We start from the raw sequence: 23,854 nt of genomic DNA on the forward strand, positions 1-23,854 counted from the left end.
ACTCGTTATTTTAATTAATCGATATATTGAAACTCTGCCAGGTTGAAGATCGCATGCGAATAATTCACCAGCGATTTATGATTACTGTCCGTCTTCTCTTTTTTTTGTTTGTTAGTCGCTTGCCATTTCGCTGCCAGTTGCTTCAGGGCGGTTATGCCAATCTGTTCCTCTTCTGCTGTCGGAGTGCGACCAAATGCTTTTAGATAAACCTGTTTGACTTGCGCCTGTAGATCGGTTCCCACTTCACTCCGAATCTGGTCTGCAAAATGGACTGCCAGCTGATGGACCATTTGATCGTTCATTAAATGCAGCGCCTGTGGAGCAACAAGCGATTCTCCCCGGCGCAGACAATTCGGCCCCATTTGCGGGTAGTCGAAATTATCCAGCAGCGTTGGGATTTGTGTGCGACGTTGGAGTATATAGATGCTTCTGCGCCATCCACGCTCAGAACGTTTTGACGTCACCAGGCCATCCGATCGGACTTCAACCGGATCGGCCGGCCCAAAGGGAGTTTCATCCAGTTGGCCTGAAAGATAGAGCAACGTATCTCTGAGAACTTCCCCTTCCATTCGCTTGAGTGGCATCCGCGATAGAAGACGTCCGTCGGGGTCAATCCGTAAAGCCTGTTCGAGGACGGTCGAACTCTGTCGATAGGTATTCGAAGTAACCATTAGTCGGTGCAGGGCTTTGAGGCTCCAGTTCTGCCGTACAAACTCATTCGCAAGCCAATCCAGCAATTCCGGGTGAGAAGGGCGTTCGCCTGCATGACCAAAATTACCCGGCGTGTTGACAATACCTCTTCCGAAATGATGCAGCCAGATTCGATTGACCATCACACGTGCGGTCAAAGGGTTCTCCGGTTGGGTTAACCATCGGGCAAAGGCCAGACGCCGCCCAACCGACTTTCCTTTTGAGTTTGAAGTAGAAAGCATAAATGATGGATTGTTTTTTGTGAGAACCGCAGGTACACCAGGACTCACAGGACGGCCGGGAGTCAGATAATTGCCACGCTTCAGAATATAAGACGGTGAAGGGGACCCACGCGACCACAGGGCACGAATCCTGGGTTCTGACATTCGTTTCGCTTCCAGAGTTTTAATTTGAGTCTGTAGTTCCTCGGATTTCTGTTGATATTCGGGATCGAGTTTCTTCAACTCTTCCGGGGCGATATTGATCAGTTGTTCGTGTTTTTTTAACAGCTTCGTCTGCTCAGCCGTATGTGAAGACGGATCACTCGAAAACGCAATCAAGATCTGTTTTCGATCTGTGTCAGGCAACACTTGAATCTTTTTCTCCCGTTGCACTTTCAGAGTTTTGGCGGTGAGATCTTTTAACGCTTGCCTGGTTTGATTGACTTGTGCCGTCAATTGTTTTTCATGATTCTCGTAATGACGGCGTTCTTCAGGCATGACATGGGGGAGCGTGCGTGCCCCTTGTGATTTCAGCCAGTCATGTTCATCGTAGGCTTCCTTAAAGATCGCCGTCAGGCGGTAATAGTCTCGTTGTGGAATGGGATCAAATTTGTGCGAATGACATCGCGCACATTTTAACGTCAATCCCATCACCGCTGATCCCAGAATGTCCATTTCATCGGAAATGACTTCCAGCCGATCCGGTACAAAGTTGGTGATGTTGGCAAAGGTCCTGTCTGGCGCAGTTCTCAGAAAACCAGTCGCGACCAGGCAGTCATACGCTTCTTGTGTGATTTCCCGCGATTGATAATCGACGAGTTCATCACCGGCGATCTGCTCCGTCAGAAAACGGGAATAGGGTTTGTCCTGATTGAAAGCACGAATGACATAATCGCGGTAGCGGTACATGTGCGGTCGCACTTTATCTTGGTTCTGAGCTCCTTCAGAGTCAGCATACCCGGCGACATCCAACCAGTGCCGCGCCCAGCGTTCACCATAGCGGCGCGATGCCAATAAACGATCCACCAGTTTTTCATACGCGTGTGCATCAGGATCATTGAGAAACTGATCGATTTCGTTTGGCGTTGGCGGTAGACCGGTCAGATCAAAATACAGGCGGCGGATTAAAGTGCGCTGACTTGCTGTGGGGGAGAACGTCAGCCCTCGTTCTTCCAGTTTTCGCAGAATAAATGCATCAATCGGGTTTTTGACCTGGTCACTGTGTTTGACTTGAGGGGCCCACACTTTTACAGGAGGTTGAAACGACCAGAACTCCCGATCTTTGTCCGACACCAGTGAATCAGACAAAGCTGATTCATCGGTCGGGTCCTCTTTCAGTTCAGGCAGCTTGAGTCTGATCCACTGGGAAAGTAACTCCAGTTCGTTGGCTTCCATTGGTTTGACACTGACAGAAACCAGCTTCCGTCGTGGAGGCATCTCGCCGGATTTGATCCGTTGAACGATCAGACTTTCTTCCGGTTTTCCAGGAATCAACGCTGGTCCGGATTTTCCCCCTTTCAGGATTGACTCTCGTGTTCTTAGATCAAGGCCCGCTTCCTGCCGACGTCCACCATGACAGGCAACACAACGCAAATAGAGTAGGGGAACAATATCATGCTGCGTGACCGCAGGCGCAGACGAAACGGCTTCGCGAAACTGCGCACCGCCGGTGATCCAGTGACGGAGCGACTCTAATTGATTTTTATTGAGGTGATCTTTCTCCTCAGGCGGCATTTCTTCTGCTTCGATCATCTGAATCAGCAGGCTCGCCTCCGGATCTCCCGCTTGAACGATCCGCCCGGATTCACTGCCCTTGAGAATTCCCTGCGCGGTGCTCAGGTCCAGCCCCGCCTTTTTCGTTTTGGGGTTATGGCAACGGACACACTTGGCTTCGATGATTTTCTTGACGGAGCTCTCATAGAAAACATGACTTTTTGCGGCTGTTGTTTTGTCGGCGGGCAATTTGATGGTACCGACACAGCAGAAGAGAATCGAAATCGAAAAGCGAATCATCGCTGTCTGATTAAAAAACGGCAGGCGATCTTGTTTGGCCAGCAGTTTACTAATCATAGTCAATCTCCGAGATCCAATAGAACAGATACGGTAAGGTATAGTCTGGTTCAATTCTTAGCTAAAAACAAGTCCCATAACAGTGCGGCAGAAAGACATCCATAGCAAATGGCGCATAAGGCCAAAGCGCAACGTCGCCAAAGTGGTGGTCGTAATTCCTTTGGTAGCAGGCTCGTATTCACAATTAAAATCTGAACAGCGGCAATTGCCAGGACAGGGCCGGCAACGGCGCCCAGAATTTTAAACAAGGAGATGGCATGTCCCCAGTTGACGGCAAACAGACCCCAGACTGTGGCGATTGCCAGAAATGCATAATACAGTCGACTGATATTCATTCGGCGGCGTTCGCGCAGACGGGGACTGGCGACCCAGACAATATCCGTGACAGTTCGAATCAGTACGTCAGTGTTGCTCAAGTGGGTCGACATCAGGACCCAGAAGCCATTCAACAGAGCCAGCCACCAGAAGCCGCTCCAGAGATGTTCTGCCATATAACGCGCCTGAAAAGCACCGGCCGCCATGTGATCCATGTTTGTGTTGTCAGGAATCACGGCTGTCGCCAGATTTACATTCAGGAACATCCCCACGAGACATCCCACTCCCCAGAGCCAGATCTGATCTGCCGACACATACTTCCACCAGGAATTCCAGTTTCGCAGGTTGTCCTCAGTAATCGGAAACACCTTTCCTACCGAAGAGAGCTGCATTTCGCTGTGGCTGAACGCACTTGTAATCGCTCCGACCTTTCCACCCATGCCAAAGCCTTTATCGCGGTACCAGTTGGTAATGACCAGATTTCCAACGCCTCCCGAACCGGCTGTCGCTGCGAAGGCGGCCAGTAACAACACGTCGACATCAGCGGGCAGACTACCAAACTGGAAGAAGCCGGTCAAAGTTTTCATCCAATGATCCAGGGGGACAAATAATACATTCACTATGATCAGGAAGGAAAATATGAAAGCAATCATAATCCACGAAAAGTATTCCAGCATCCGTTCAATCGTCTTACCGGAGAGCAGAATACAGATGGTGAAAACAATGACCGCATAGGTGAGGTAATTTAACATAGTGGCATCTCCTTCACCCGCCAGATGACCGGCAAAGGAGGCAAACAGGACTGAAGCACAACCTGCTGCGAGAGCAGGTACTCCTAATTGTGAAATTGTGGCAAAGATGTATCCGCCAGCCCAGAATCGGGAGCCGGGACGCAAACGCATGATTCCCACCAGAATCGGCTCGCCCGTATAAAGGGTGTAGCGGATGGCTTCCAGGTTAAACAGCAGTTGTAAAGCGATAGCAACCGTTGCGATCCAGAGAATGTTCATTCCGTACTTGACAGTAATCGTAGGGCCAATCAACCACTCGCCACCACCAATTGATCCGGCCAGCAAGATCGCACCAGGGCCGATTGTGCGGAACAGGTTGCGCACTGAAAACGGCGGCGGCGCCGGCAAATCGCCTTCGTCCCAGGGAGCAAGACTCCCGAACAGCATTGGTTTTGACTTCGGATTCGAATTGGTAGTCATCGCGTCTTTCTTAAATGGTTCGCATCATCTGCTAGATTCGCTGGTCAAGCTTCTTCACAACAACACTGCTCCAATATCGTCCGGTCCGGCTCATCGCCGGCATACACCCAGATCATTGCCATGGGACGCTTGGACCGATTTATAAATCGGTGCGGACGGTCTTGCGGGATGCCCGCTGTATCGCAGTCGGACAATTCATATTCACTTCCCGCGACCTGACAGACCGCCGTCCCTTCAATAATTGTAATCGATTCATCAAACCCATGGATATGGCACGGCAGCGAAGCGCCTGGCTGAAACAGGCCGTAGCCGCCACAAATTCCCCGGGAACCATACCGACGGGCAAACAAATCACGAAAAAGAGCCCCTGATGATAGCTCGTAAACAGACGCTGTTTCAAATCGAGTCAAGTGCTCGGCAGACGAGGGATTGGTCTCTGAGCAGTCTTCAATAGAAAACTTCTTTTCCACCCACTCCCGCGTTGGTTGCTCGCTGGCAAAAGCCACGAAGCAGGAAACCGGCTGTTCACTCAGATCACTGTGAACCCAATGGGGTAACCCGGCCGGCACATGCAGGGCGTCGTACTGCTCTAGTACATAGCGGCGTCCTTCAACGATAACATGGATCTTTCCCGAAAGGGGAACGATCACTTCGCTGACCGGATGCACATGGGCTGGAAGGACGGCATCTGGTTGAAATATTGCGATTCCAGTAGAGAGTCCTTGCGAACCCAGATCGCCTGAAATCAGTGCTTGGAATTCAACATTTTCAGTCAGCGAAACGATTGATGATTCATTCACGGACACGATGACTTCCTGTCGTCCCTGCTGTTGTGTACTACTCATGGATCCGGCTCCCTGATTTGCCTGAAATGGGCTCACAGCCCGGCATGGTGATTTGACTATCCTGGAATGTCTGAACTGTCAGGTCGGCTTCTGCAAAACCATGTTTGATGTCCAGTAACTGACATGTTTCGCAGATTTGCTTCCAGGTAATTTCGTCTAATTCAATACCAGATTCCAATCGCCGGGCCCTGGTTCGCTGTTCCAGTTCGCCTGGCATGAGAATCTCACCATTGTCGATTACGGTTCGTGAACTCTTAACGAATGTAACAAAACGTTCCATCTCTGGAAAGAATTCATTTGCAGAGCCAAAGAAACTACGGTCAATGATAATCGACAGCATCCCGTTTGCCACCCGCCAGGCGTTTTCCGGATTCGTACACGAACTGCCTGTGAGCGCGCCGGCGAGTAGTTCGATGATCAACGAAAGGCCGGAACCTTTATGACCGGAAATGGGGAGAATCGCGCCCGGTGGATCTCCATAAAAGTGCCGGGGGTCATTGGTCGGATTCCCTTCTGAATCAATCAGGCAACCGTCTGAAACCATCTTTCCCTGATTGAGGGCAAGACGAATCTTTCCCTCGGCGACAGTACAGGCCGACATATCAAGAATGATTGGCTTTCCCTCTCCAGCAGGCACCCCGGCAGTGAACGGATTCGCCGAGAGCCGACGATCGATTCCACCGAACGGAGCAACCAGCATTCCCGCTCCACTCGTATTGACAAAATGCAGAGAGATCATCCCGGCTTCTGCTGCCATTTCCGCCCAGTCACCGATGCGTCCCAGATGCCCCGCATTTCGTAATGCGATCACCGAGACTCCCTGTTGGGCTGCTTTGTTGATGCCAAGTTGAATCGCTGTTTCTCCGACGCTTTGTCCCAGACCGAATTGTCCATCGACCACGGCAATCACGTCATTCTCACTGACGATCCGAATCGGTTGATTGGCAAGTACTTTTCCGTTGCGCAACCATTCCACGTACGAAGGAATACGAATTACGCCATGGGAATCGTGTCCGACGAGGTTCGCCTCAACGAGGCGCCGGCCAACGCGGTGTGCTTCATCCGGTTGGCAGCCTGCTGCTGCGAATATCTCTGCTGCGAGTGATATCAGATGGTCGTGTTGAAATTTCATCGTAACACCTCTTTCGATTGATGAATGAATTTCTGAAGAGTGTGGCAGTCCGGCGAAACCAGCCCTCGGTTGCCTCCCGCAGACATGGTGACTTCACTGACATAAACATCGCCATCTGAATCGACCCAGACGTCATGCGGAGCAAAGAAATCTCCAGGAGAGCAGGGGGTCTCGCCACCTCCCCAGCGGGACTGCAGTTCTCCCTGCAGATTGAAGACACTCATTCGACCGCCGGTGGCGTCGGGCGTTGGTGGATGCGTGTCTGACCACATCCCTGCGCGAAACCCCAGCTCAGCGACATACACGTTGGAAGCGTGATCGATAAACACTTCACAGGGACGGGCGACATCGTTCCATGCGGTGACATATTGACCTTCGGCGGTGAAAATCTGAATCCGACTGTTTTCACGATCGGCAACATAAATTATTCCGCTGTGATCAACGGCGATACCGTGCGGGATATGAAACTGTCCCGGACCATCGCCGGGTTCTCCCCAGGACAACAGCAGTTCCCCGTCTGCCGTGAATCGATGGATGCGTGCGTTACCGTAACCATCGGCCACGTAGAGATCGCCACAGGGCGAGATTGCCAGATTTGTAGGAAAATTGAAAGGGGCTCCGGCACGTTGAATGTTGCGGTAATCCACGCTGGTCGCACCGGTGTCAGAAAAATGCCCGCTGGTGCCTAAGGTCATTAAGAACTCGCCGTCGGCGGAAAATTTCTTAACCGTATGATCTAGGTCGTCAACGCAATAAACCGCATCGTCCGGCCCGATGGTAATTCCGTGTGCTCGCGCGAAAACGCCTTCGCCCCACGTAGATTTGAACGTTCCATCCGGATTGAAGATCGCAACCGGATGTGTGCCGCGATTGAAAACATACACTCGATTACGCGAGTCTGTCGCAACCGCAGTGACTTCGATCAAATTCAATTCGGGGGGCAGTCTCGGCCAGTTCTCCGCGACGCGATAGCGGAATGCCTTCTCGCCGACTTCAACGGCTCTTTGATTTTTGTTAGCAAAGGTCTCAGCTGTCATGGTTTGCTCCGGTAAATATGATGAAACCCTTCTGTTTTGACGCGCACGCGATACAGGCTCTTGTCGATGGTGACATACAGTGTGTTCTTATCGTCGCCGATGCCAAACTCAACATTGCTGGGAATACCTTTCCAGTCTTCAAACTCACCGCTCTGGTTTTTCGGTCCTGTTGGGAGAAAGGCGAGTTCCTTTCCCTGCGGATTAATGACCAGCAGTCCGGGTTTTTTAAGACTGCGGCAGGTGAGATAGAGATTGCCTTGCGCATCGACGGTCATCCCGTCACAGCCGGCCTGCTGGCCGAAGTCAACCAGGGTTCGCGGCGGTCCTGAAATCAGCCCTTTCTCATTCAGTGGAAATGCGTAGACTTTCATTGCACCTTTGATTGGCGCCGGGTCATGCGGGCTGGGTGTGGCACCTTCACTGCCGTTGTTGTGATCGCCGACATACAATGTGCGTTAATCCGGGCTGAGTGCGATGCCGTTTGGTTTTTCGACCATGTGTGTGATTTCAGTCACAGTCGAATCCAGGTTGAGGCGATAAACCGCACGATGTTTCAATTCGCGTGCTTCGTCACCAATGTAACGGGGATCGGTGAAATAGATTCGACCCTGTGAATCAATACACAGATCATTGGGGGCATTGAAATGTTTCCCATGAAAGCGATCCACGAGCGTCGTTCCCTCACCCGTTTTTGTATTCCAGCGTATCAGCCGCCGACCACCGCCGTCAGCTCCATCGCAGGAAATCAGATCTCCATTCAAGTCAAACGCAAGTCCGTTCGACTTGCCACTATTATCAGTGAATACCGTTGTGCGTTTTGTTGCGGGATCGAAACGGAGAATCATGCCGTTCTCTTGTTTTCCAAAAGGCATATCCGTGAAATAAATGCTGCCGTCAGGTGCGACTGCTGGTCCTTCCGTTAAACCGCTATTGATTTTGGCTTGCCGCGTAAATAACAATTCCAGTTTCGCGTGCTCGGGAAAGATCGGATTCTGCTGAACATCCTCAGCCCGAATGAATGTTGAGGGAATGCAATTGCAAATCAGCACGCTAATAGTTAAAACGATCCAACGCATTTCGGACTCCTCTGGAAGCTGATATACTTGATCTTGTAACAGGTCACTATTCTAAGCCTGCCGACTGTGTGACGTGAATTCAGTATCAGCCGAATGTCAGTTGAAATCGGACGAGAGATAAAACGACCGGGGCATACCACTATGAAAAAAACACACGTTTCCGGAACACAAGATAGTTCGGCAAATCGTGCAGATCTCATGATTGATGTGGATAAGAGCTATCTGGCGTATTCTCTTCCTGTGCCACGGCCGTTCATGCACTTCAGGTCGGGGCATTTTCCTGCCGGTACGACTACGCAACGGCATCATCACTCTATCGTGGCGATGCATGGCAGCCTGCAGGGGCCATTGACATTGCAGACATCAACAGGTCGGCATGCTTTGGACGCGGGTGACTTCTGCATTCTGGCGCCTGGTGTTGATCACTGCTGGTCGAACGCGGGAACACATACCGCGGCAACCGTCTCCTTTTTGATCGATACTGATCGACCGGGGCGCTGGCCGGTCAGTTCAGGGATTGCGGAGGCGTGTCGAGAACTGAATCAACTGGTTCAAGGTATCCATTACCTGAATTCTGCCGGTGATCCGGATTTACAACATGCATTCTGGCAAATCGCTGATCAGCTGACGGTCGAACGTCCCTGGAAAAAACTGGGAGTGGCGGGGCGACTCTGGACTTTTCTGGGACTTGTGCTGGAACGACTTTCGCCCGACCTGATCAATGCAAGAGAACACGGTGTGGCTCAGCAGATTCGACGTCTTCTGCTTAGTCGCGTCAATGACCGGTTGACAATTGCAGAAGTGGCAGAGTCTGTTCATGTCAGCGCAACATGTGCCAAGGAAGTCTTTCGTGCGACTTTCGGTTGTGGCATCATGAGCTACTTCAACGAACTCAAAATCTGGCAGGCAAAACGCTTGCTCTGTGATCCTTCCCTGACCATCGATCAGGTAAGCAGCAAACTGGGTTTCTCTTCGCCAACCTACTTCAGCCAGACGTTTCGAAAACATACAGGAGAAACTCCTTCGGAGTTTCGCAAGTAGTGGTAAGCGAATTAATACACAGTATGCCTCACTGTAATTATTCGATTAAACCTGTTGGTTCCAGGTTGTTTATTGCGATCTCGCTTTCCAGTGGCTTCAGTCTTCAAGCAGTTTATTCTTGCGTCGTCACTTTTGGAGAAAGCCCCAGGATTTTCCAGTTCGCTTTTGGCTGGAATTCTGGCTCAGCAGTAAAGACATGAATCTGATCACCCGGGTCAATGGCGAACAACATTAAGCGTTCTTCTCCCAGTTTTTCGAGATAGTCTTCGTAAGAAAACTCTTCGGTCAGCTCAGTGGTTTTGATTTCAGCACCTTGATTCAGCCGTTCTTCCAGATCTTCATAGGTAATCGACTCGTCAAAGAGAAAACGGCCTCCATATTTAAAAACGGACTTCTCTTCTGTGGGGCCCGATTCCGGCTGATGATTCCGGATTGTAAAGATGCATTTCGGCGGAAATTCCAATCGAAAATATTGTGCAGCTAAGGCATTCAATTCCAGGTGCGGAGACATGGCCAGGAGATTGCCAATTCCAATCAGGTTTAGATGCCGTTCTGCGTGTTCCGATACCGGATTGCCCCAGTACGCGGATAATCCTTTGAGCTTTGCTTCCGAGACAGCAGACCAGTTTTGATCGGTCAACAAAGTTCGAAAGCCATTTTTGTTCAATTCCAGAGCGATCGTTTGCGTGACGGGATTCGCACCGATGATTAGAAACCCTTTCGGCTCTGGTTCTGCTACCTTTAAGATTCTGGCCAGAGGTCTGGCTGTCGCACTTTGCAGCAGGACTGTTCCAATAATGACCAGAAATGTAAGTGGGACCATTTGCGCAGCTTCCGGGTAGCCTGTTGTTTCCAGTTTAATCGCAAACAGTGCGGAGATCGCGGCAGCGACGATTCCACGTGGGGCAATCCATGACAACAAATACCGTTCTGGCATGGTGAGCTTTGAGCCCAGAGCACAAACATGCACACTCAACGGGCGAACGAAAAATTGAATCAAAAAAAAGATTCCAAGTGCTGGCCAGCCCAGATCAATAAATGCGGATAGATTTAATCGCGCAGCTAATATGATAAACAGCATGGAAACCAGCAAAATACTGAGACTTTCCTTGAAGTTCAGAATGTCATCTAAATCGATCTCTTTCATGTTGGTCAGCCAGATTCCCATGACTGTGACTGCCAGCAAACCTGATTCTGTGGCCAGCATATTGGAAACGGCAAAAATCGTGCAGACAAAAGCCAGGGCCGCGAAATTATGGAGATACTGCGGAATCCAATATTTTTTGATCAGAGATCCGAAACAAAAACCGCCGGCGACTCCAAATAAGACTCCACTGAGTAATATCTTACCGAAGACAATCAGACCGGCTGCAAAACCTTCGTCGGTTCCCTCGGAAACGATAAATTGAAAAACCAGCACCGCCAGAATTGCCCCAATGGGATCGATCAAAATTCCCTCCCACTGTAAAATATTGGCAACATTTTCTTTCGGTCGCATCGTTCGCAGGAGCGGCATGATGACCGTGGGCCCCGTCACAACCATTAAAGCGCCAAACAGGAAAGAGACTTCCCAGGAAAAACCAAGCAGCAAGCGTGTTGCCAGTGTGATCGTGATCCAGGATATCAATACTCCCAGAGTGATCATATTGCGGATCACACGTTCTAGCCCCGGGATGTCCTTAAATTTGAGAGTCAAACTCCCTTCAAAAAGAATCACGGCAACGGCCAGCGATACAAAGGGAAACAGCAGGTCGCCAAATAATTGATCTGGCTGCAGTAAATTCGATACCGAGCCGGCCAGGATGCCCATCGGCAGCAGGAAAAGAATCGCCGGCAGTTTGACCCGCCAGGCGATCCATTGACAAAACATTCCTGCAAGTAAAATTAACGCGAGTGACAATATGGCGTGTTCACCCATTGTGTTTTCCAGCGATCGGTTTTGGTTGGGTTTTCATTTTTTTCGCTTTGGGCGGAGGTTGTGTATTCCCTGTTTCGACATCCAGCGAGTCAATCATTGTCACATCCTGATCACCAATATCGAGAAAACGGGCTACGACGACGGTTGCATTCTCTGTGCCTTCATGGGCCTCTACTTCGCTCAGTAATCTGACGCAAGTGTCATCGGCCATCGTGTCCTGCCCCAATATCTCGGAGATGACTGAATCAGGGACATGCTTTGTCAATCCATCCGTACATAACAGCAATGCATCTCCCATTTGTATTTGCATTTTACAGATATCAGGATTGAGTACACTGTCCCCGTCTCCTCCAATTGAATTTAATAATAAATTTTGCCAGATTTCCGGGACTTCATCTTCCTCTAAAGTACCATTGGTTACCAGTCTCTCTGCCAGACTATGGTCTCTAGTCAGTTGATGGAGATTCGATTGTCTGTATAGGAAACAGCGAGTATGGCCGGTATGCACGACATACAACTGTGGCCAGACTATGTAAGCCAACGTCAACGATGCTCCCATTCCTGCACGCTCCGGATGTTCCTGGACGTCGGTTTCCATACGTTTCTGGCATTGCTCAAACGCATTGATCAGTGCATCGCACATGTCATCATCTGAATCTTCATCCCACTGAAGAAACCAGGGCATGTTGTTCAAAAAATAACGCGTGATACTATCGGTCGCCAGTCGACTGGCTAAATCGCCGGTTTCTGAATTACCAGTTCCATCAGCGACCATTAACAGTTTCGCTTGAGAGTTTCCGAAAAGTCTGGAATGGTTATCCAGACTTAAACTACTCAAATGAATCCGCATGGATTTCTCCAGGTCAGCAATGAGGAATTGATCTTGGTTTGGGAGCTGTTGGGGGCCGGTATGTGTCAAGCCATAGCAATCCATCTTTCCTGTCATCGTACTGCTCCTGTTTCCTGGATTTAGTTGTATCGGTCTCAGTGAGTATTTTGTTCACGGACGAAATTTAACACGCGCTCAGCCATTCACTGTTCTGAATGTGCTAACTCAATGCATTTCACATTCCCAATTGGAACAATGTGTTGGAATGGGAACCGCTGCATGAAAAGTGCTGCAGTTAAACTACTTCTGCGGAAGAGGTTATGTAGTGTTCTGAAACTGGAGAAAGGAATGTAATTACTGTCTGATACCTGATTGCCGTCGGTTTATTTCAGGAATTCATGTCTCGACGAGACTACTCCCACATCATTTTCTGCGCGAATTCAAACCACTCTGGCTTGCTGGCGACCGACTACAAATTTCTCCAGCCGGTCGCACGGCTTCTTTCTGGCTAAGTTTACAAGTCCTCATTCAAAGGATTTAATATTGCGCTTGATCCAGGCAGGCGTGGAGGCGAGAGATTGAGAAGTTGCATACAGATCGGAGTGATATCGATAATTCTGGGGGAAGCCGGAAGTTCGAAATCATCGGGCAAGCCGGCCGCTATCAGTGGGGCCGTTGAATCGAGTTGATGGAGTGAACCATGCGATCCTGCGGGATTGCACTTGAGGTCAGGCAGACAGAATTCCTTACCCAACCGTGCTGTTACCCAGATATTGCCTGTGATTTCAGAAAAGCTTGTGGCAATGCGTTCGAATGCGTTCGGGTAATCACCGTATTTGACTTCACCTTCAGGAGTGACTTTCGCATCAATGGCGGCTAGATCTCCTTTCCAGACCCAGTTGGTGTGATAGCAGTCGACAGCGTTGCCCTCCTGATCCACTCCCGGTTTAAAGTCGAGACGACCCCGGTCGGCTGTCTGCACGTGAAAGGAAGTTTCCCCAGTTCCATTTAAGCCATTCTCATCATCACACCAGATAACCTGATCAATCTCAGGGCAATTAATCAGGCAGTCGATGACTTCTCCGCGCCGATTCCAGAGTTCCGGTTTCATATAAATCTGAGCGGATCGCATATTCGGGCAAACCTTCATGTCTTCATCTCCCTGCCAGGGTTTTCCTGCTTCGACGATCGGGAATTGCTCAAGTACTTGATTCAAATCGACGCTGGGGTTCTCATCCAGGTCAGATTGCGAATGATCACCTGTGATTAAAATGGTAAATTCGTCCAGAAACTTCTCAAGCCCGCCTTGCATCTCAAAGAGTCTTCCTAAATGGGTATCTACTTCTTGCAGAGTGGAAACAGCGTTCTTGGGTCCCTCTGCATGGCTGTCAAAATCGTTGTTAGGGAAATAAGCCAGAGTCAAGTCCGGCAGGCAATTTTGTTCTGCCATCGCCAGCAGGTAGTCAGCGGTGGCTTCATCATGAAAACCAAACCGTCTCGGTAAGCCTCCTCGTGCAGAGGGCTTCGTACCGTAAAGCGGCGTTGAAACAAAATCACCCAGAAACATGGTGTGTGGGCCGCGCATACTTGATGCCAGGGAAATGCCGGGAGTTAAATTTAACAGGGTGGGAGTGGTTGTCTCATGCTCTACAGTGCCGCGATACCACATGAAATTAACGACCGCGTCAGAAAGTGACCCATGCTGTTCAATTCGCTCGAAGAGTGTCGGAATTCGCAACCGCTCCATATTCAATCTGATTTGAAAATCATTGATGTAGTGCTCCATTCCTTCGTTCATGATGGCGGGTAAATCAGAACCAAAATAAGCGACTTCGTCTGCATCGGTATCATACCAGTAAGCGCCGGAAATTCCGTGTTCAAAAGGGTACCCGCCTGTCACGATCGAACACGTAGCAGCGGGGGTAATCGATGGGAAAATAGACGTGCATTCCGGACACAAGATGCCTTGGTCAACCAGCTTCTGAATATTCGGCAACATTCCGTTCTGCAACGCTGGTGAAACAACGCGTGTTGCCAAAGCATCAATGATGATCAATAGGACTTTTTTCATTGAAGAATTCACTCTCTGATAGAGGTCCAGGTCAGAGGATGGTCTCACAAACCTGTAATTGAAGACCCCCAAAGCGGGGGGACTCATAAAACCGATTCAAGAACAGGCAATCATAATTGACTTGTTTCAACTCTGACAGCAATCCTGAGATCGTATTGTATTATTTTTTGCTTACTGTTTGTCAAACAGACCGATATCCATAACTGCGGCTCGATATTTCAGCAAAATTTGGTCATTCAGATATGGTGCACTCAAAAATGATTTGGTCTAATAGGAACGAGTAATGTTCTAAAAAATTACAACTCAATGCAAAGTGAGATTGAACGACGATGGTGATGGAATCCCTTGAGGTTCTGATTGCGCATAGCGATCCTGAGACACGTGTTACAATTGAGAACGGTGTTCAAGAACTCGGACATCAGATTCTGGGTTCTGTTTTTACCGGAGGAGGCATTGTTGATGTCTGTCAGAAGAAGCAGCCTGATATTGTCATCAGTGGGGTACACATGCCAGATATGGATGGGATCCGGGCTCTCACTTTGGTTAGTAAGGATTGCCCCATCCCCGGAATTATTGTAACGCCGAAAACAGACCTGGAACTCGTAGAAACGGCCGCTCTCGACCATATTATGGCCTGGCTCGTGGAACCGATCCGGATGATTGATCTCGGTCCGACGATTCTCCTGGTGTATCGCCGTGGTCAGGAATTTTCAGAACTCCGCAAAGAGAATCAGGATTTGCGAGTCGCCTTGACAGATCGAAAAATCATCGAACGGGCAAAAGGGATTATGATGAAAGCGACTGGTTTGAATGAAGGAGACGCATTCAAGCAGCTTCAAAAACTGGCAAGTAGCAAACGTATGAGGCTAATTGAGATAGCGCAATCGATCATTAACGCAGAAGGAGCATTTGAAATCGTTGAGGGAGAGTAGAAGGTGTAATTGAACTGGTGGCATTGCGTGCTTGATCAAAGTGGTACTTGAGTCCGAGTATAAAGAAACGCTGTGAACTGTATCAGATACAGTCCACAGCGCCAGAGCCTCACTCTGCCGAGCTGGCTTCTTGATCGATGACGTTTTTAAATTGACATCGACCGCTTTTCATCTAATCGAGGACTAGCAATGGCAGGTCTCTTCAAAGTGAGAAACCTGTTTCGCAGCTTCCTCTTTTTCGATCCCGTATCGTTCCTGGATCTTACCGATCAGTTCTTCACGCTTTCCATCGATCTGATCAAGTTCGTCATCGGTCAATTCACCCCATTTCTGTTTGGCTTGACCTTTAATCTGTTTCCATTTTCCTTCAAGTTGATCACTGTTCATTTTTGTTCTCCTTCATATTAAGTTGAGAGTGAGTTCGATCACATTGATATATCAGTTCCGGAAAGAACCGACTTGTTATCAGGTTTCAACATGAAACCTGTTTGAGCTTATTTTTTGTCTACTTCAACTCCAACTGCGCCCGAATCTTTATCACGTTCAATTTCAATCTCACCGCCGGGCGTTTCAACATCGAGTACTTTTTCCTTGTTATCACAACCAGTGAGTGTGAATGATGCTGTCAGCAGCAGGGCCAGTGTGACAAATGGAATTGACAGCATTTGAATATGTTTTTTCATGGGATCTTTCCTTTAGAAATTTACGAATCAGATTTCATGTCAGCGCACGGAGAGCCCGATGCGATCACACTTTAAAGTAGTGTCGAGTGAAACTTACATGCTGGTAGACGACATTGGATGCGTCTTACCAATAAGAGGGACGACCATAAAAGTCGTAAAGCTGTGTTTCATAGGCACGGTTTACGGGCAGCCGTGAATCATAATGAGGCGCGTTTTTCACCTGGTCTTGAGTTAAATCGACGTGGGCTTTTCTGTCTTCCCATGTGAAATGGGTAATCCAGTCGAACGCAATAATGACTTTTTTGCTTGTCGGCAACCAGTCTTTCGTATCGATAATCAGATACCGCAAAGACCAGCTCTCTGTGTCAACGATTAAATCTTCGATATGCCCCAGAGGACCTTCCATGCACTGAATCTGATACCCTGTCACTTCCCGTGTACTACGTAAGTGGGGATCGCCTTCATTCTCTTTAACTTGCGTCGCCACTTCCGCAGAGGTCGTCTGGCGGCTGAGAACGGAGGAAGCTGCAGACCCCCAATACATGGGCCAATTATAAAATGACGCCAAAGCCGACTCGTATTGTCGAGATACCGGGTAATCAGCTTCTATCGTCGGCGATTCTTCAATGTTTGCCTTGGTGAGAACCGTAGGAAGATTGTGGGAATCAAAATCTGGTTGATCAATGGCAACGGGGGAAATTAAAACCTGCCTCCCGGTCAGCCATCCACCTGTGTTAACGACAATGTAACGGGCAATGTTTGATTCATCGTCAAATAAAATATCTTTTACGGTTCCACATTCTCCATCAGTGGCGAGAATCTTATAACCGTTAAGTTCTTTAATGCTGCGAAACATGAATGTCTCCTTTCCTTTTTCTGTCTGTAAACGAAAAGCAGATCGCGTGCCATTCGCAGCGGGTTCCTGTTGACGGTCACTGAATTTACGCGTTCCCATGCGGTTTTCTCGTTGAAATATAGTGATTTGCTTGTTCCAGATAAAATTTCAAAATTGATTTCCGACCTCCTTATCTGTCGTCAGACTTTTGGTTGATCGATGGCTGATAAACCAGACTGTTCGACGATCACCCAGCAGGAAAAGGAGTTGTGTCCGAGCATAAAAAAAGCCCTGCGGCGCACACAAAGCGTGCTCCACAGGGCTTTCATAGGCCTGTTATCTCCCTGTTCTTCACGAATCGGGAGCTTGGATCTACCTGACAGTTTAACGCAGACGCTTATACAGTCAATCCACGAAGTCATAGAATTTATAAGTTTGAAACAGCGAGCAACCGTCTATAATACTCAAATACCGTGCTGCTTGATTCTGTTCAATGGGTTACGACAGTGGTAGAATCTGCCTGCTCGCGAGGCAGCAGCCACAATGGAAATTTGAAAAGAAACCGGGAACTTTTGAAATATGCCCCAAGCATTGGTGATTGATGACGATCGTACAATTCGCGAAATGGTGCGGCGATCGCTTGAAAAAGTAAATGTGGATGTCATTTCTGCAGGAACAGCCGACGAAGGGCTTGAGGCAATCCGAGGCGAAGCGCCCGAAGTAGTCCTGCTTGATATCGTGTTGCCTTCAGTTTCAGGACTGGATGTGTTTCGTGAAATTCGCAGTCTTGACCGTCGATTGCCGGTTGTCTTCATTACTTCATCAAGTGAAAGCAATGTGGCTATTGAAGCCATGCAGTTAGGGGCATTTGACTATCTGGCCAAGCCACTTGACCTACCGAAACTCAATGCTCTGATTCAGAAAGCCATCGAAACCCGCCGGTTGATGAATATTCCCGTTGCGTTGCCCGTGGGCGATGCAAAGCCTGAAAATGGTGATCAGTTTGTGGGGCGCAGTCCACAGATGCTGGAAGTATTCAAGTCAATTGGACGCGTCGCCGCACAAAATGTGAACGTTCTGATTCGAGGAGAAAGTGGTACAGGCAAGGAATTGGTCGCGCGGGCCATCTATCAGCACAGTCCCCGTTCAAACGAATGTTTCATGGCGGTCAATTGTGCCGCGCTGACTGAGACACTTTTAGAAAGTGAATTGTTTGGCTACGAAAAAGGGGCTTTCACAGGAGCCGATAAACAGAGGATCGGTAAGTTTGAACAATGCAACGGTGGTACGCTTTTTCTCGATGAAGTGGGCGATATGTCACAATTGACCCAGGGGAAAGTACTGCGTCTGTTGCAGGAGCAGAAGTTCGAACGCGTTGGCGGAAATAAAACCATCGAAACAGACGTGCGGATCATAGCGGCGACGAATCGTAACCTGGAAGAGATGGTGAAAGATGGTTCGTTTCGCGAAGACCTGTTCTATCGACTGAATGGGATGACAATTTCTTTACCACCGTTACGTGAACGTGGTAAAGACATTGCTCTCTTGGTAGAGCATTATCTGAATGCGGCATGCTATGAGATGGGACGTACGGAAACCGAAGGAGTCTCTTCCGAAGCGCTCGAATTGATGATGAAATATCAGTGGCCTGGAAATGTACGTGAATTACAGAGTGTGATCAGACAGTCTCTGTTAAACAGCACCAGTCCGATTATTATTCCCTCGTTCCTGCCAGGCGAGCTTCTGGGCGAGACTTCTGCAGATGTCGCAACTGCGGCTTCCGCAGATCCGGAAATCTCGGAAACGGGCGATACGCTCCCACTTTCTGACTTGCGCCTTTTTGTGGATGAGCGATTGCTTGCCAATTCGACTGATCTCTACAGCGAAACTCTGGAAACGATGGAACGCTACCTGCTCACGAGGATCTTAAATGAAACTGGTGGCAACCAGACGCGTGCCGCGGAAATTCTGGGGATCACGAGAGGAAAAATTCGCGATCGTATTGCCCAGTTCGGCATTTCTTTAGAGAAGACGGTCAGCATCGATGACGATGCGACATAGCATCTCAATACTTGCCTGACCGAATTGATTGAAGAGGAGCCCACCAGCACAACAGACAGACTGTGGGGCCTGCTTGCTTCGTCGTGCTCAGTCAGATCAGTACACGCGCTTGAAAAAATGCGCAGCTCAATCAAGTAGAATCTCTTCATTCTGGTTTCGGTTGGTAACCGACCAAAGCATCTTCTCTCCCGATCGGTGAGCAACCGATTTTCTTTTCTCCTCCATGCTTTCTTGAAAAATAAAAGTTTGGTTTGTTTTTCTATCTCACTCGCAAGTAATGGCTTACGGTGAATTTGTTGCTGGGGTGACTTGTTTGGCACACCACTTGCGATACTTACTTTTATCGCCACAACGCGATCAACAATGAAAAAAGAAATATTAAATGAGCCGAGATGAAAACTCGGTCGGTTGGTTTCCGCTGACATTGTCGTTGGCCTGACCGGATCGGAAATGAGAACCCGATTTCGAACAAGACAACCCCACATACTGAAAGGGTGGAACTATGTTAAGCTGGGCATTGATGTTTTTGGTAATTGCTTTAATCGCAGGTCTGTTTGGTTTTGGTCTGGTTGGTGGAATGGCCTATGGTGCCGCCAAAATCTGTTTCTTCATCTTTCTGGTCCTTGCAGTCATCAGTCTGCTGACTGGCAAGCGTATTCCTACGGAATAATAGGATCAACTGAAGGCTAGATTCATTCTGTCTTCTAAGCTGCTGCAATAACCAACCGACGGCATACTGTTTGTGTGTCGTCGGTTTGGTTTATGAGGCAGGAATCAGATGTTTTTAATCAGGAGTAGGATGATGCAAAATTTGATTGTCATTATTTTGATTATTGTTGCCGTAGTGGCAATGGTGCTTGGTGAGTGGGTATCCTTTGCTGACCTTAATGAGAGTTCAACCATTACGATTCATAAAGACGAGGTTAAAAAAGATACCGAATCTGCTCTTGAAAAAGGCGAAGCGTTGATTGAGGATGCGACTCAGCAGGGACGTGATCTTATTGATCAAACGCAAGATTCGAAAACAGATCAGGCGGCGCCCGACACTCTTAAGCAACAATAACAATAATTGAGGAGACAGGGAGGCAAGTGGTCTAAGGCTGGCCTCCCCTGTTTTGAAAAGCTTATTTTCCAGCAGGAGCCCCAGGTCAGAGTGGAGGCATCTTTTCCCAGTGGTCTGGTCCTGCTGATTGCATACGTGTAGAAAAACGCATTCCATTCTGTTAATTTCATACAAAATATGAAGCTGTAGTCCCTTTCTGGTTCTCAGAATGCTTCAGAAAAATCAAAGTCATTAAATTAGAAACAGCAAGAGCATGACACACTCCTCAAATTCTAATACCCCGAGTTCTGCGTTATGGGCTTCTGATGCACGTCTACAGGCAATCATTGATTCTGCATTGGATGCAGTCATCACCATGGATCTGGATGGCTGCGTGATTGACTGGAATCGGCGCGCTGAAGAAGTCTTTGGGTGGACACGTGAAGAAGCAGTGGGAAAACCGGTTGCAGAACTGATTATGCCTCAGCAGTATATTGCGCAACATTTGGATGGTCTTCGTCTATTCAAGTCCACAGGTAAAGGACGTGTGATTGATCAGAAACTGGAACTAACAGCACTGCGCAGAGATGGTCAAGAATTTCCAATTGAATTAATGGTGACGCAACTCGAATGGAATGAGCAAATCATTTTTAATGCTTTTGTGCGGGATGTATCGGAGAGGAAAGAGGCCGAACAACTCATTGCACGTGAGAAACTGGAAACAGCCTTACTCCAGCAGGCGAGTTATTCTTCATCAACGCATGATGCGTTGGAAGACGCCTTGCGAATCTGTGTTACCAATCTGGGAGAGATTTCGGGCTGGCCTGTAGGACATGCCTTTATTCGAAATCAGGCAGGGACTCAGTTGGTCTCTTCACGTATCTGGTACCTGGCAGAGAATACAAATTTTAGTGAGCTGCAAGCTGTTTCAGAACAAGTGAAACTGGCTCCAGGCGAGGATATTCCAGGACAGGTCTGGCAGACTGGAAAAGCAGTCTGGATTACAGATATTGAACAGGACGAAACCATCGTTCGTAGACGTAATAAGTCTCGTCTTGGAGTCAGAGCTGCTTTTGCATTTCCGATTAAAGTAGACGAAGAAGTGATTGCAGTCGTCGAGTTTTTCAATACAAAACTGGTTTCGCCCGATCAGAATCTGTTGTCTTTAGCGCGCGGGGTGAAAAATAAAATCAGGCAGATGATGGAACGTATGCAATGGCAGGAAGAACGGACGCGTCTGGCTGCCATTGTTGATAATTCAGGAGATGCGATCATCGGCAAAGCGCCTGATGGGACCATCACTTCCTGGAATAACGGGGCTGAAATCACATATGGCTGGAAAGCTGATGAAGTCATCGGCGAAACGATTTCGATTATTCTGCCCCCTGGGATGGCGCGTGAAGAATCTGAGATTCTCGAAGCCATGAAAACGGGGCGACGACTGGAGCAGTTCCAGACCCGGCGCATGCGGAAAGATGGAACCATTATTGATGTTTCCATTACCGTTTCACCGATTCGAGGTCAGGACATGCAGATTATCGGCTCGTCAATAATCGAACGTGATATTACTGCTCGACGTCGTCGGGAAGAAGAACTACGGAAAGCCCGTGATGAGGCAGAACAGGCAAGCCGTGCCCAAGGCGAGTTTCTTGCAAACGTAAGTCATGAACTCCGCACGCCCATGAATGCAATACTGGGGATGTTGGAGCTCACATTACAGGAGAATTTGACGCCCGTAAAACGCGATTATCTCGAAACAGCAAAAGATTCTGCAGAACAACTTCTGTTGCTCGTGAATGACATTCTAGACTTTTCACGCCTCGAAGCAGGTCGTTTTGAACTGGAACCGACTGTATTTAACCTGCGCGATTTACTGGACGATGTTGTTAAAACGCTTTCTTTGAGGGGGTACGAGAAAGGTTTAGAGCTCGTATGTCATATCAAAAAAGAAGTTCCGAAACGCGTTGTTGGTGACCCAGTCAGGCTGCGTCAGATTTTGACGAATCTGGCAGGCAACGCTATTAAATTTACAGAGCAGGGGGAAGTCGTTGTTGCCCTCAAGCTGATTGAGTCGTCTGAGGTCACTCAGGATATTTTACCCGGCGAAAATGTCTCTCTGGAATTCAGTGTGTCAGACACAGGTATCGGGATCGCAGCCGAGGATCAGGAACGGATCTTTTCCCCTTTTGCCCAGGCCGATGCTTCCACGACACGACAGTATTCGGGTACAGGCTTGGGTCTGGCGATTTGTCATGAACTGATCGGGTTGATGGAGGGGGAAATGCAGCTGGAGAGCGAATTGGGAAGGGGCAGCAAGTTTTCATTCGTCATAGAATTACCTGTTGCAGAAGCCGATGAAGCAGTCGTGATCCGTGATAAAGCGACCGTCGATGAATTGCGAGACCTGCCTGTACTCGTCGTGGATGATAATTATACGAATCGATTCATCCTGGAAGAAATGTTGAGCAACTGGTCAATGTCTCCGACACCAGTGCCATCAGCCCAACATGCGATAGAGCAACTCTCTGAAGCGAGTCAGGAACAAAAAACATTCCCACTTGTGATTGTCGATGCGTTAATGCCGGAGACCGATGGGTTTATGTTGCTGGAGCAGGCGAAAGAAGAAGGCCTGTTGGATTCTGCAACGATTCTCATGTTGTCGTCTGCAGATCACCAGGTTTTTAGCGAACGTTGCCATGACCTGGATATTTCAGCATTTTTGGAAAAGCCTGTCTCTCAATCCGATTTACTTGATGCAATCATGACGGCTCTCAAGGGGCCTCAACTTGAACGGGAAAGCGTCAGTCAAATTAATGAAGCCAGTCAGTCATTTAAGGTCCTGATTGCCGAAGATACACCAGCCAATCAAAAGGTAATCACGGCAATCTTAAATAAAAGAGGACATCACTGTGTGATTGCCAATAACGGGCGTGAAGCCGTCGAGTGTCTACGCAATGAATCGTTCGACATTGTGTTGATGGACGTCCAGATGCCAACCATGGATGGTTTACAGGCAACGGCAATGATTCGTGAACAGGAAGAAGAGTCAGGTGACCATATTCCGATTATTGCGATGACAGCTTACGCCATGCGTGGCGATCGCGATAAATGTATCGCAGCGGGGATGGATAACTACATTTCTAAACCCATTGATGCCAAAAAATTGCTGCGTCTGTTAGAACGATATGCCAAGGAAGCCCAGCGAAAACGGACGGACTCAGAGGAAACGAAGCAACAACCCCCTGTACCCAGAACGCAAGTCGATTCTGGAAAACAACAATCCGTGATTGACATGCAAGCAGCGCTGCAACGTACGGGGGATGACGTTGAAATTCTGAATGATATGGTGAATTACTTTTTTGAAGATTCTTCGAATCTGATGCAGGAAGCACTTGAATGTGCGGACAAAGGAGATGCGGAAGAGACTACCCGTGCAGCCCACAGTTTAAAAGGGCTTTGCGCGAACTTTAATGCATACTCGGCAACTGAAGCGGCAAGAGTGGTGGAAGACATCGGTCTTTCCGGCGATTTGAATCACGTTTCGGAATCGCTGGCGACTCTTCAGCAAGAGCTCACCATCCTGACCGAAGCACTCCACCAGTGGCAAGCCGAAAATAAATGAGGCGACTCATGATTGTTACTGTCTCTCATCTCAAATAGCGTCGACTCTCAGGGGCGCTGGCGGATGATCGATATTCGCTCATTCTGATCGTAAATCGATCACGGATTTATGTAGTTTTTCCCTAAAGTCTTTGAAAATACATGGTTTTCATGTACTGCTTGTAGAAAATGCTCAAATATCCGGGATTGGTACGGGATCTGCTTTAAATCATTCTAGAAATGGT

At 48.5% G+C, this 23,854-nt stretch carries 17 protein-coding genes and 1 pseudogene; 6 read left to right on the forward strand and 12 right to left on the reverse strand.

Annotation, left to right across the window (positions count from 1 at the left end; all coding sequences use genetic code 11):
* Positions 1-14: 14 nt before the first annotated feature.
* From Pan241w_RS08195 to Pan241w_RS29685, 6 genes and pseudogenes are all read right to left on the reverse strand, one after another.
* Positions 15-2,981 (reverse strand): PSD1 and planctomycete cytochrome C domain-containing protein, encoded by a 2,967-nt coding sequence (locus tag Pan241w_RS08195; RefSeq protein ID WP_232107387.1) that lies wholly within the window; start codon positions 2,979-2,981, stop codon positions 15-17.
* 50 nt (positions 2,982-3,031) lie between these two features.
* A complete protein-coding gene (locus Pan241w_RS08200; RefSeq protein ID WP_145213616.1) occupies positions 3,032-4,507 on the reverse strand; it encodes an Nramp family divalent metal transporter in 1,476 nt (491 codons plus the stop codon).
* Positions 4,508-4,551: 44 nt separating this feature from the next.
* Positions 4,552-5,352: a cupin domain-containing protein gene (locus Pan241w_RS08205; RefSeq protein WP_145213619.1), complete on the reverse strand. Its 801-nt coding sequence runs from the start codon at positions 5,350-5,352 to the stop codon at positions 4,552-4,554.
* Positions 5,345-6,484, reverse strand: a complete 1,140-nt coding sequence (locus tag Pan241w_RS08210; RefSeq protein ID WP_145213621.1) for a malate/lactate/ureidoglycolate dehydrogenase — start codon at positions 6,482-6,484, stop codon at positions 5,345-5,347. The genes Pan241w_RS08205 and Pan241w_RS08210 overlap by 8 nt, the downstream gene beginning before the upstream one ends.
* Positions 6,481-7,521: a peptidyl-alpha-hydroxyglycine alpha-amidating lyase family protein gene (locus Pan241w_RS08215; RefSeq protein ID WP_145213626.1), complete on the reverse strand. Its 1,041-nt coding sequence runs from the start codon at positions 7,519-7,521 to the stop codon at positions 6,481-6,483. Before Pan241w_RS08215 ends, Pan241w_RS08210 begins: the two co-directional genes overlap by 4 nt.
* Positions 7,518-8,597, reverse strand: a pseudogene (locus tag Pan241w_RS29685) (SMP-30/gluconolactonase/LRE family protein). The gene Pan241w_RS08215 and the pseudogene Pan241w_RS29685 overlap by 4 nt, the downstream one beginning before the upstream one ends.
* 141 nt (positions 8,598-8,738) lie before the next feature.
* Between Pan241w_RS29685 and Pan241w_RS08230 the strand changes: the two are divergent.
* On the forward strand, positions 8,739-9,638 hold the full coding sequence (locus Pan241w_RS08230) for a helix-turn-helix transcriptional regulator (protein ID WP_198000400.1): 900 nt from the start codon (positions 8,739-8,741) through the stop codon (positions 9,636-9,638).
* A gap of 112 nt (positions 9,639-9,750) precedes the next feature.
* Here Pan241w_RS08230 and Pan241w_RS08235 read toward each other — a convergent pair whose 3' ends face one another.
* From Pan241w_RS08235 to Pan241w_RS08245, 3 genes are all read right to left on the reverse strand, one after another.
* On the reverse strand, positions 9,751-11,556 hold the full coding sequence (locus Pan241w_RS08235; protein ID WP_145213638.1) for a cation:proton antiporter: 1,806 nt from the start codon (positions 11,554-11,556) through the stop codon (positions 9,751-9,753).
* The gene (locus Pan241w_RS08240) at positions 11,549-12,502 is read right to left on the reverse strand and encodes a PP2C family protein-serine/threonine phosphatase (protein ID WP_145213641.1); all 954 of its coding nucleotides are present in this window, start codon (positions 12,500-12,502) and stop codon (positions 11,549-11,551) included. The genes Pan241w_RS08235 and Pan241w_RS08240 overlap by 8 nt, the downstream gene beginning before the upstream one ends.
* Positions 12,503-12,899: 397 nt before the next feature.
* Positions 12,900-14,456: an alkaline phosphatase family protein gene (locus tag Pan241w_RS08245; RefSeq protein WP_198000401.1), complete on the reverse strand. Its 1,557-nt coding sequence runs from the start codon at positions 14,454-14,456 to the stop codon at positions 12,900-12,902.
* Between the two features lie 335 nt (positions 14,457-14,791).
* On the opposite strand from Pan241w_RS08245, the gene Pan241w_RS08250 reads away from it, so the two are divergent.
* Entirely contained in the window at positions 14,792-15,388 is a 597-nt protein-coding gene (locus Pan241w_RS08250; RefSeq protein ID WP_198000402.1) for an ANTAR domain-containing response regulator, read from the forward strand.
* Between the two features lie 183 nt (positions 15,389-15,571).
* On the opposite strand, the gene Pan241w_RS08255 is transcribed toward Pan241w_RS08250, so the two are convergent.
* From Pan241w_RS08255 to Pan241w_RS08265, 3 genes are all read right to left on the reverse strand, one after another.
* Complete coding sequence (locus Pan241w_RS08255; protein ID WP_145213649.1) at positions 15,572-15,775, reverse strand: CsbD family protein; 204 nt, start codon at positions 15,773-15,775, stop codon at positions 15,572-15,574.
* Between the two features lie 107 nt (positions 15,776-15,882).
* The gene (locus tag Pan241w_RS08260) at positions 15,883-16,071 is read right to left on the reverse strand and encodes a hypothetical protein (RefSeq protein ID WP_145213652.1); all 189 of its coding nucleotides are present in this window, start codon (positions 16,069-16,071) and stop codon (positions 15,883-15,885) included.
* Positions 16,072-16,195: 124 nt separating this feature from the next.
* Positions 16,196-17,026, reverse strand: coding sequence for a PRC-barrel domain-containing protein (locus tag Pan241w_RS08265; RefSeq protein ID WP_145213655.1), 831 nt, complete (start codon positions 17,024-17,026; stop codon positions 16,196-16,198).
* A 459-nt stretch (positions 17,027-17,485) separates the two neighbouring features.
* On the opposite strand from Pan241w_RS08265, the gene Pan241w_RS08270 reads away from it, so the two are divergent.
* The 4 genes from Pan241w_RS08270 (at position 17,486) to Pan241w_RS08285 (ending at position 23,631) form a co-directional block, all read left to right on the forward strand.
* Positions 17,486-18,967 carry a sigma-54-dependent transcriptional regulator gene (locus Pan241w_RS08270; RefSeq protein WP_145213658.1) on the forward strand — a complete coding sequence of 494 codons (1,482 nt, stop codon included), beginning with the start codon at positions 17,486-17,488 and terminating at the stop codon, positions 18,965-18,967.
* 502 nt (positions 18,968-19,469) lie between these two features.
* On the forward strand, positions 19,470-19,637 hold the full coding sequence (locus Pan241w_RS08275) for a DUF1328 domain-containing protein (RefSeq protein WP_145213661.1): 168 nt from the start codon (positions 19,470-19,472) through the stop codon (positions 19,635-19,637).
* 129 nt (positions 19,638-19,766) lie between these two features.
* Positions 19,767-20,030, forward strand: a complete 264-nt coding sequence (locus Pan241w_RS08280; RefSeq protein WP_145213663.1) for a hypothetical protein — start codon at positions 19,767-19,769, stop codon at positions 20,028-20,030.
* 253 nt (positions 20,031-20,283) lie between these two features.
* Positions 20,284-23,631 carry a PAS domain S-box protein gene (locus tag Pan241w_RS08285; protein ID WP_145213666.1) on the forward strand — a complete coding sequence of 1,116 codons (3,348 nt, stop codon included), beginning with the start codon at positions 20,284-20,286 and terminating at the stop codon, positions 23,629-23,631.
* The last annotated feature ends 223 nt before the right edge of the window (positions 23,632-23,854 follow it).

Source organism: Gimesia alba (assembly GCF_007744675.1).
GTDB classification, from domain to species: Bacteria; Planctomycetota; Planctomycetia; order Planctomycetales; family Planctomycetaceae; genus Gimesia; species Gimesia alba.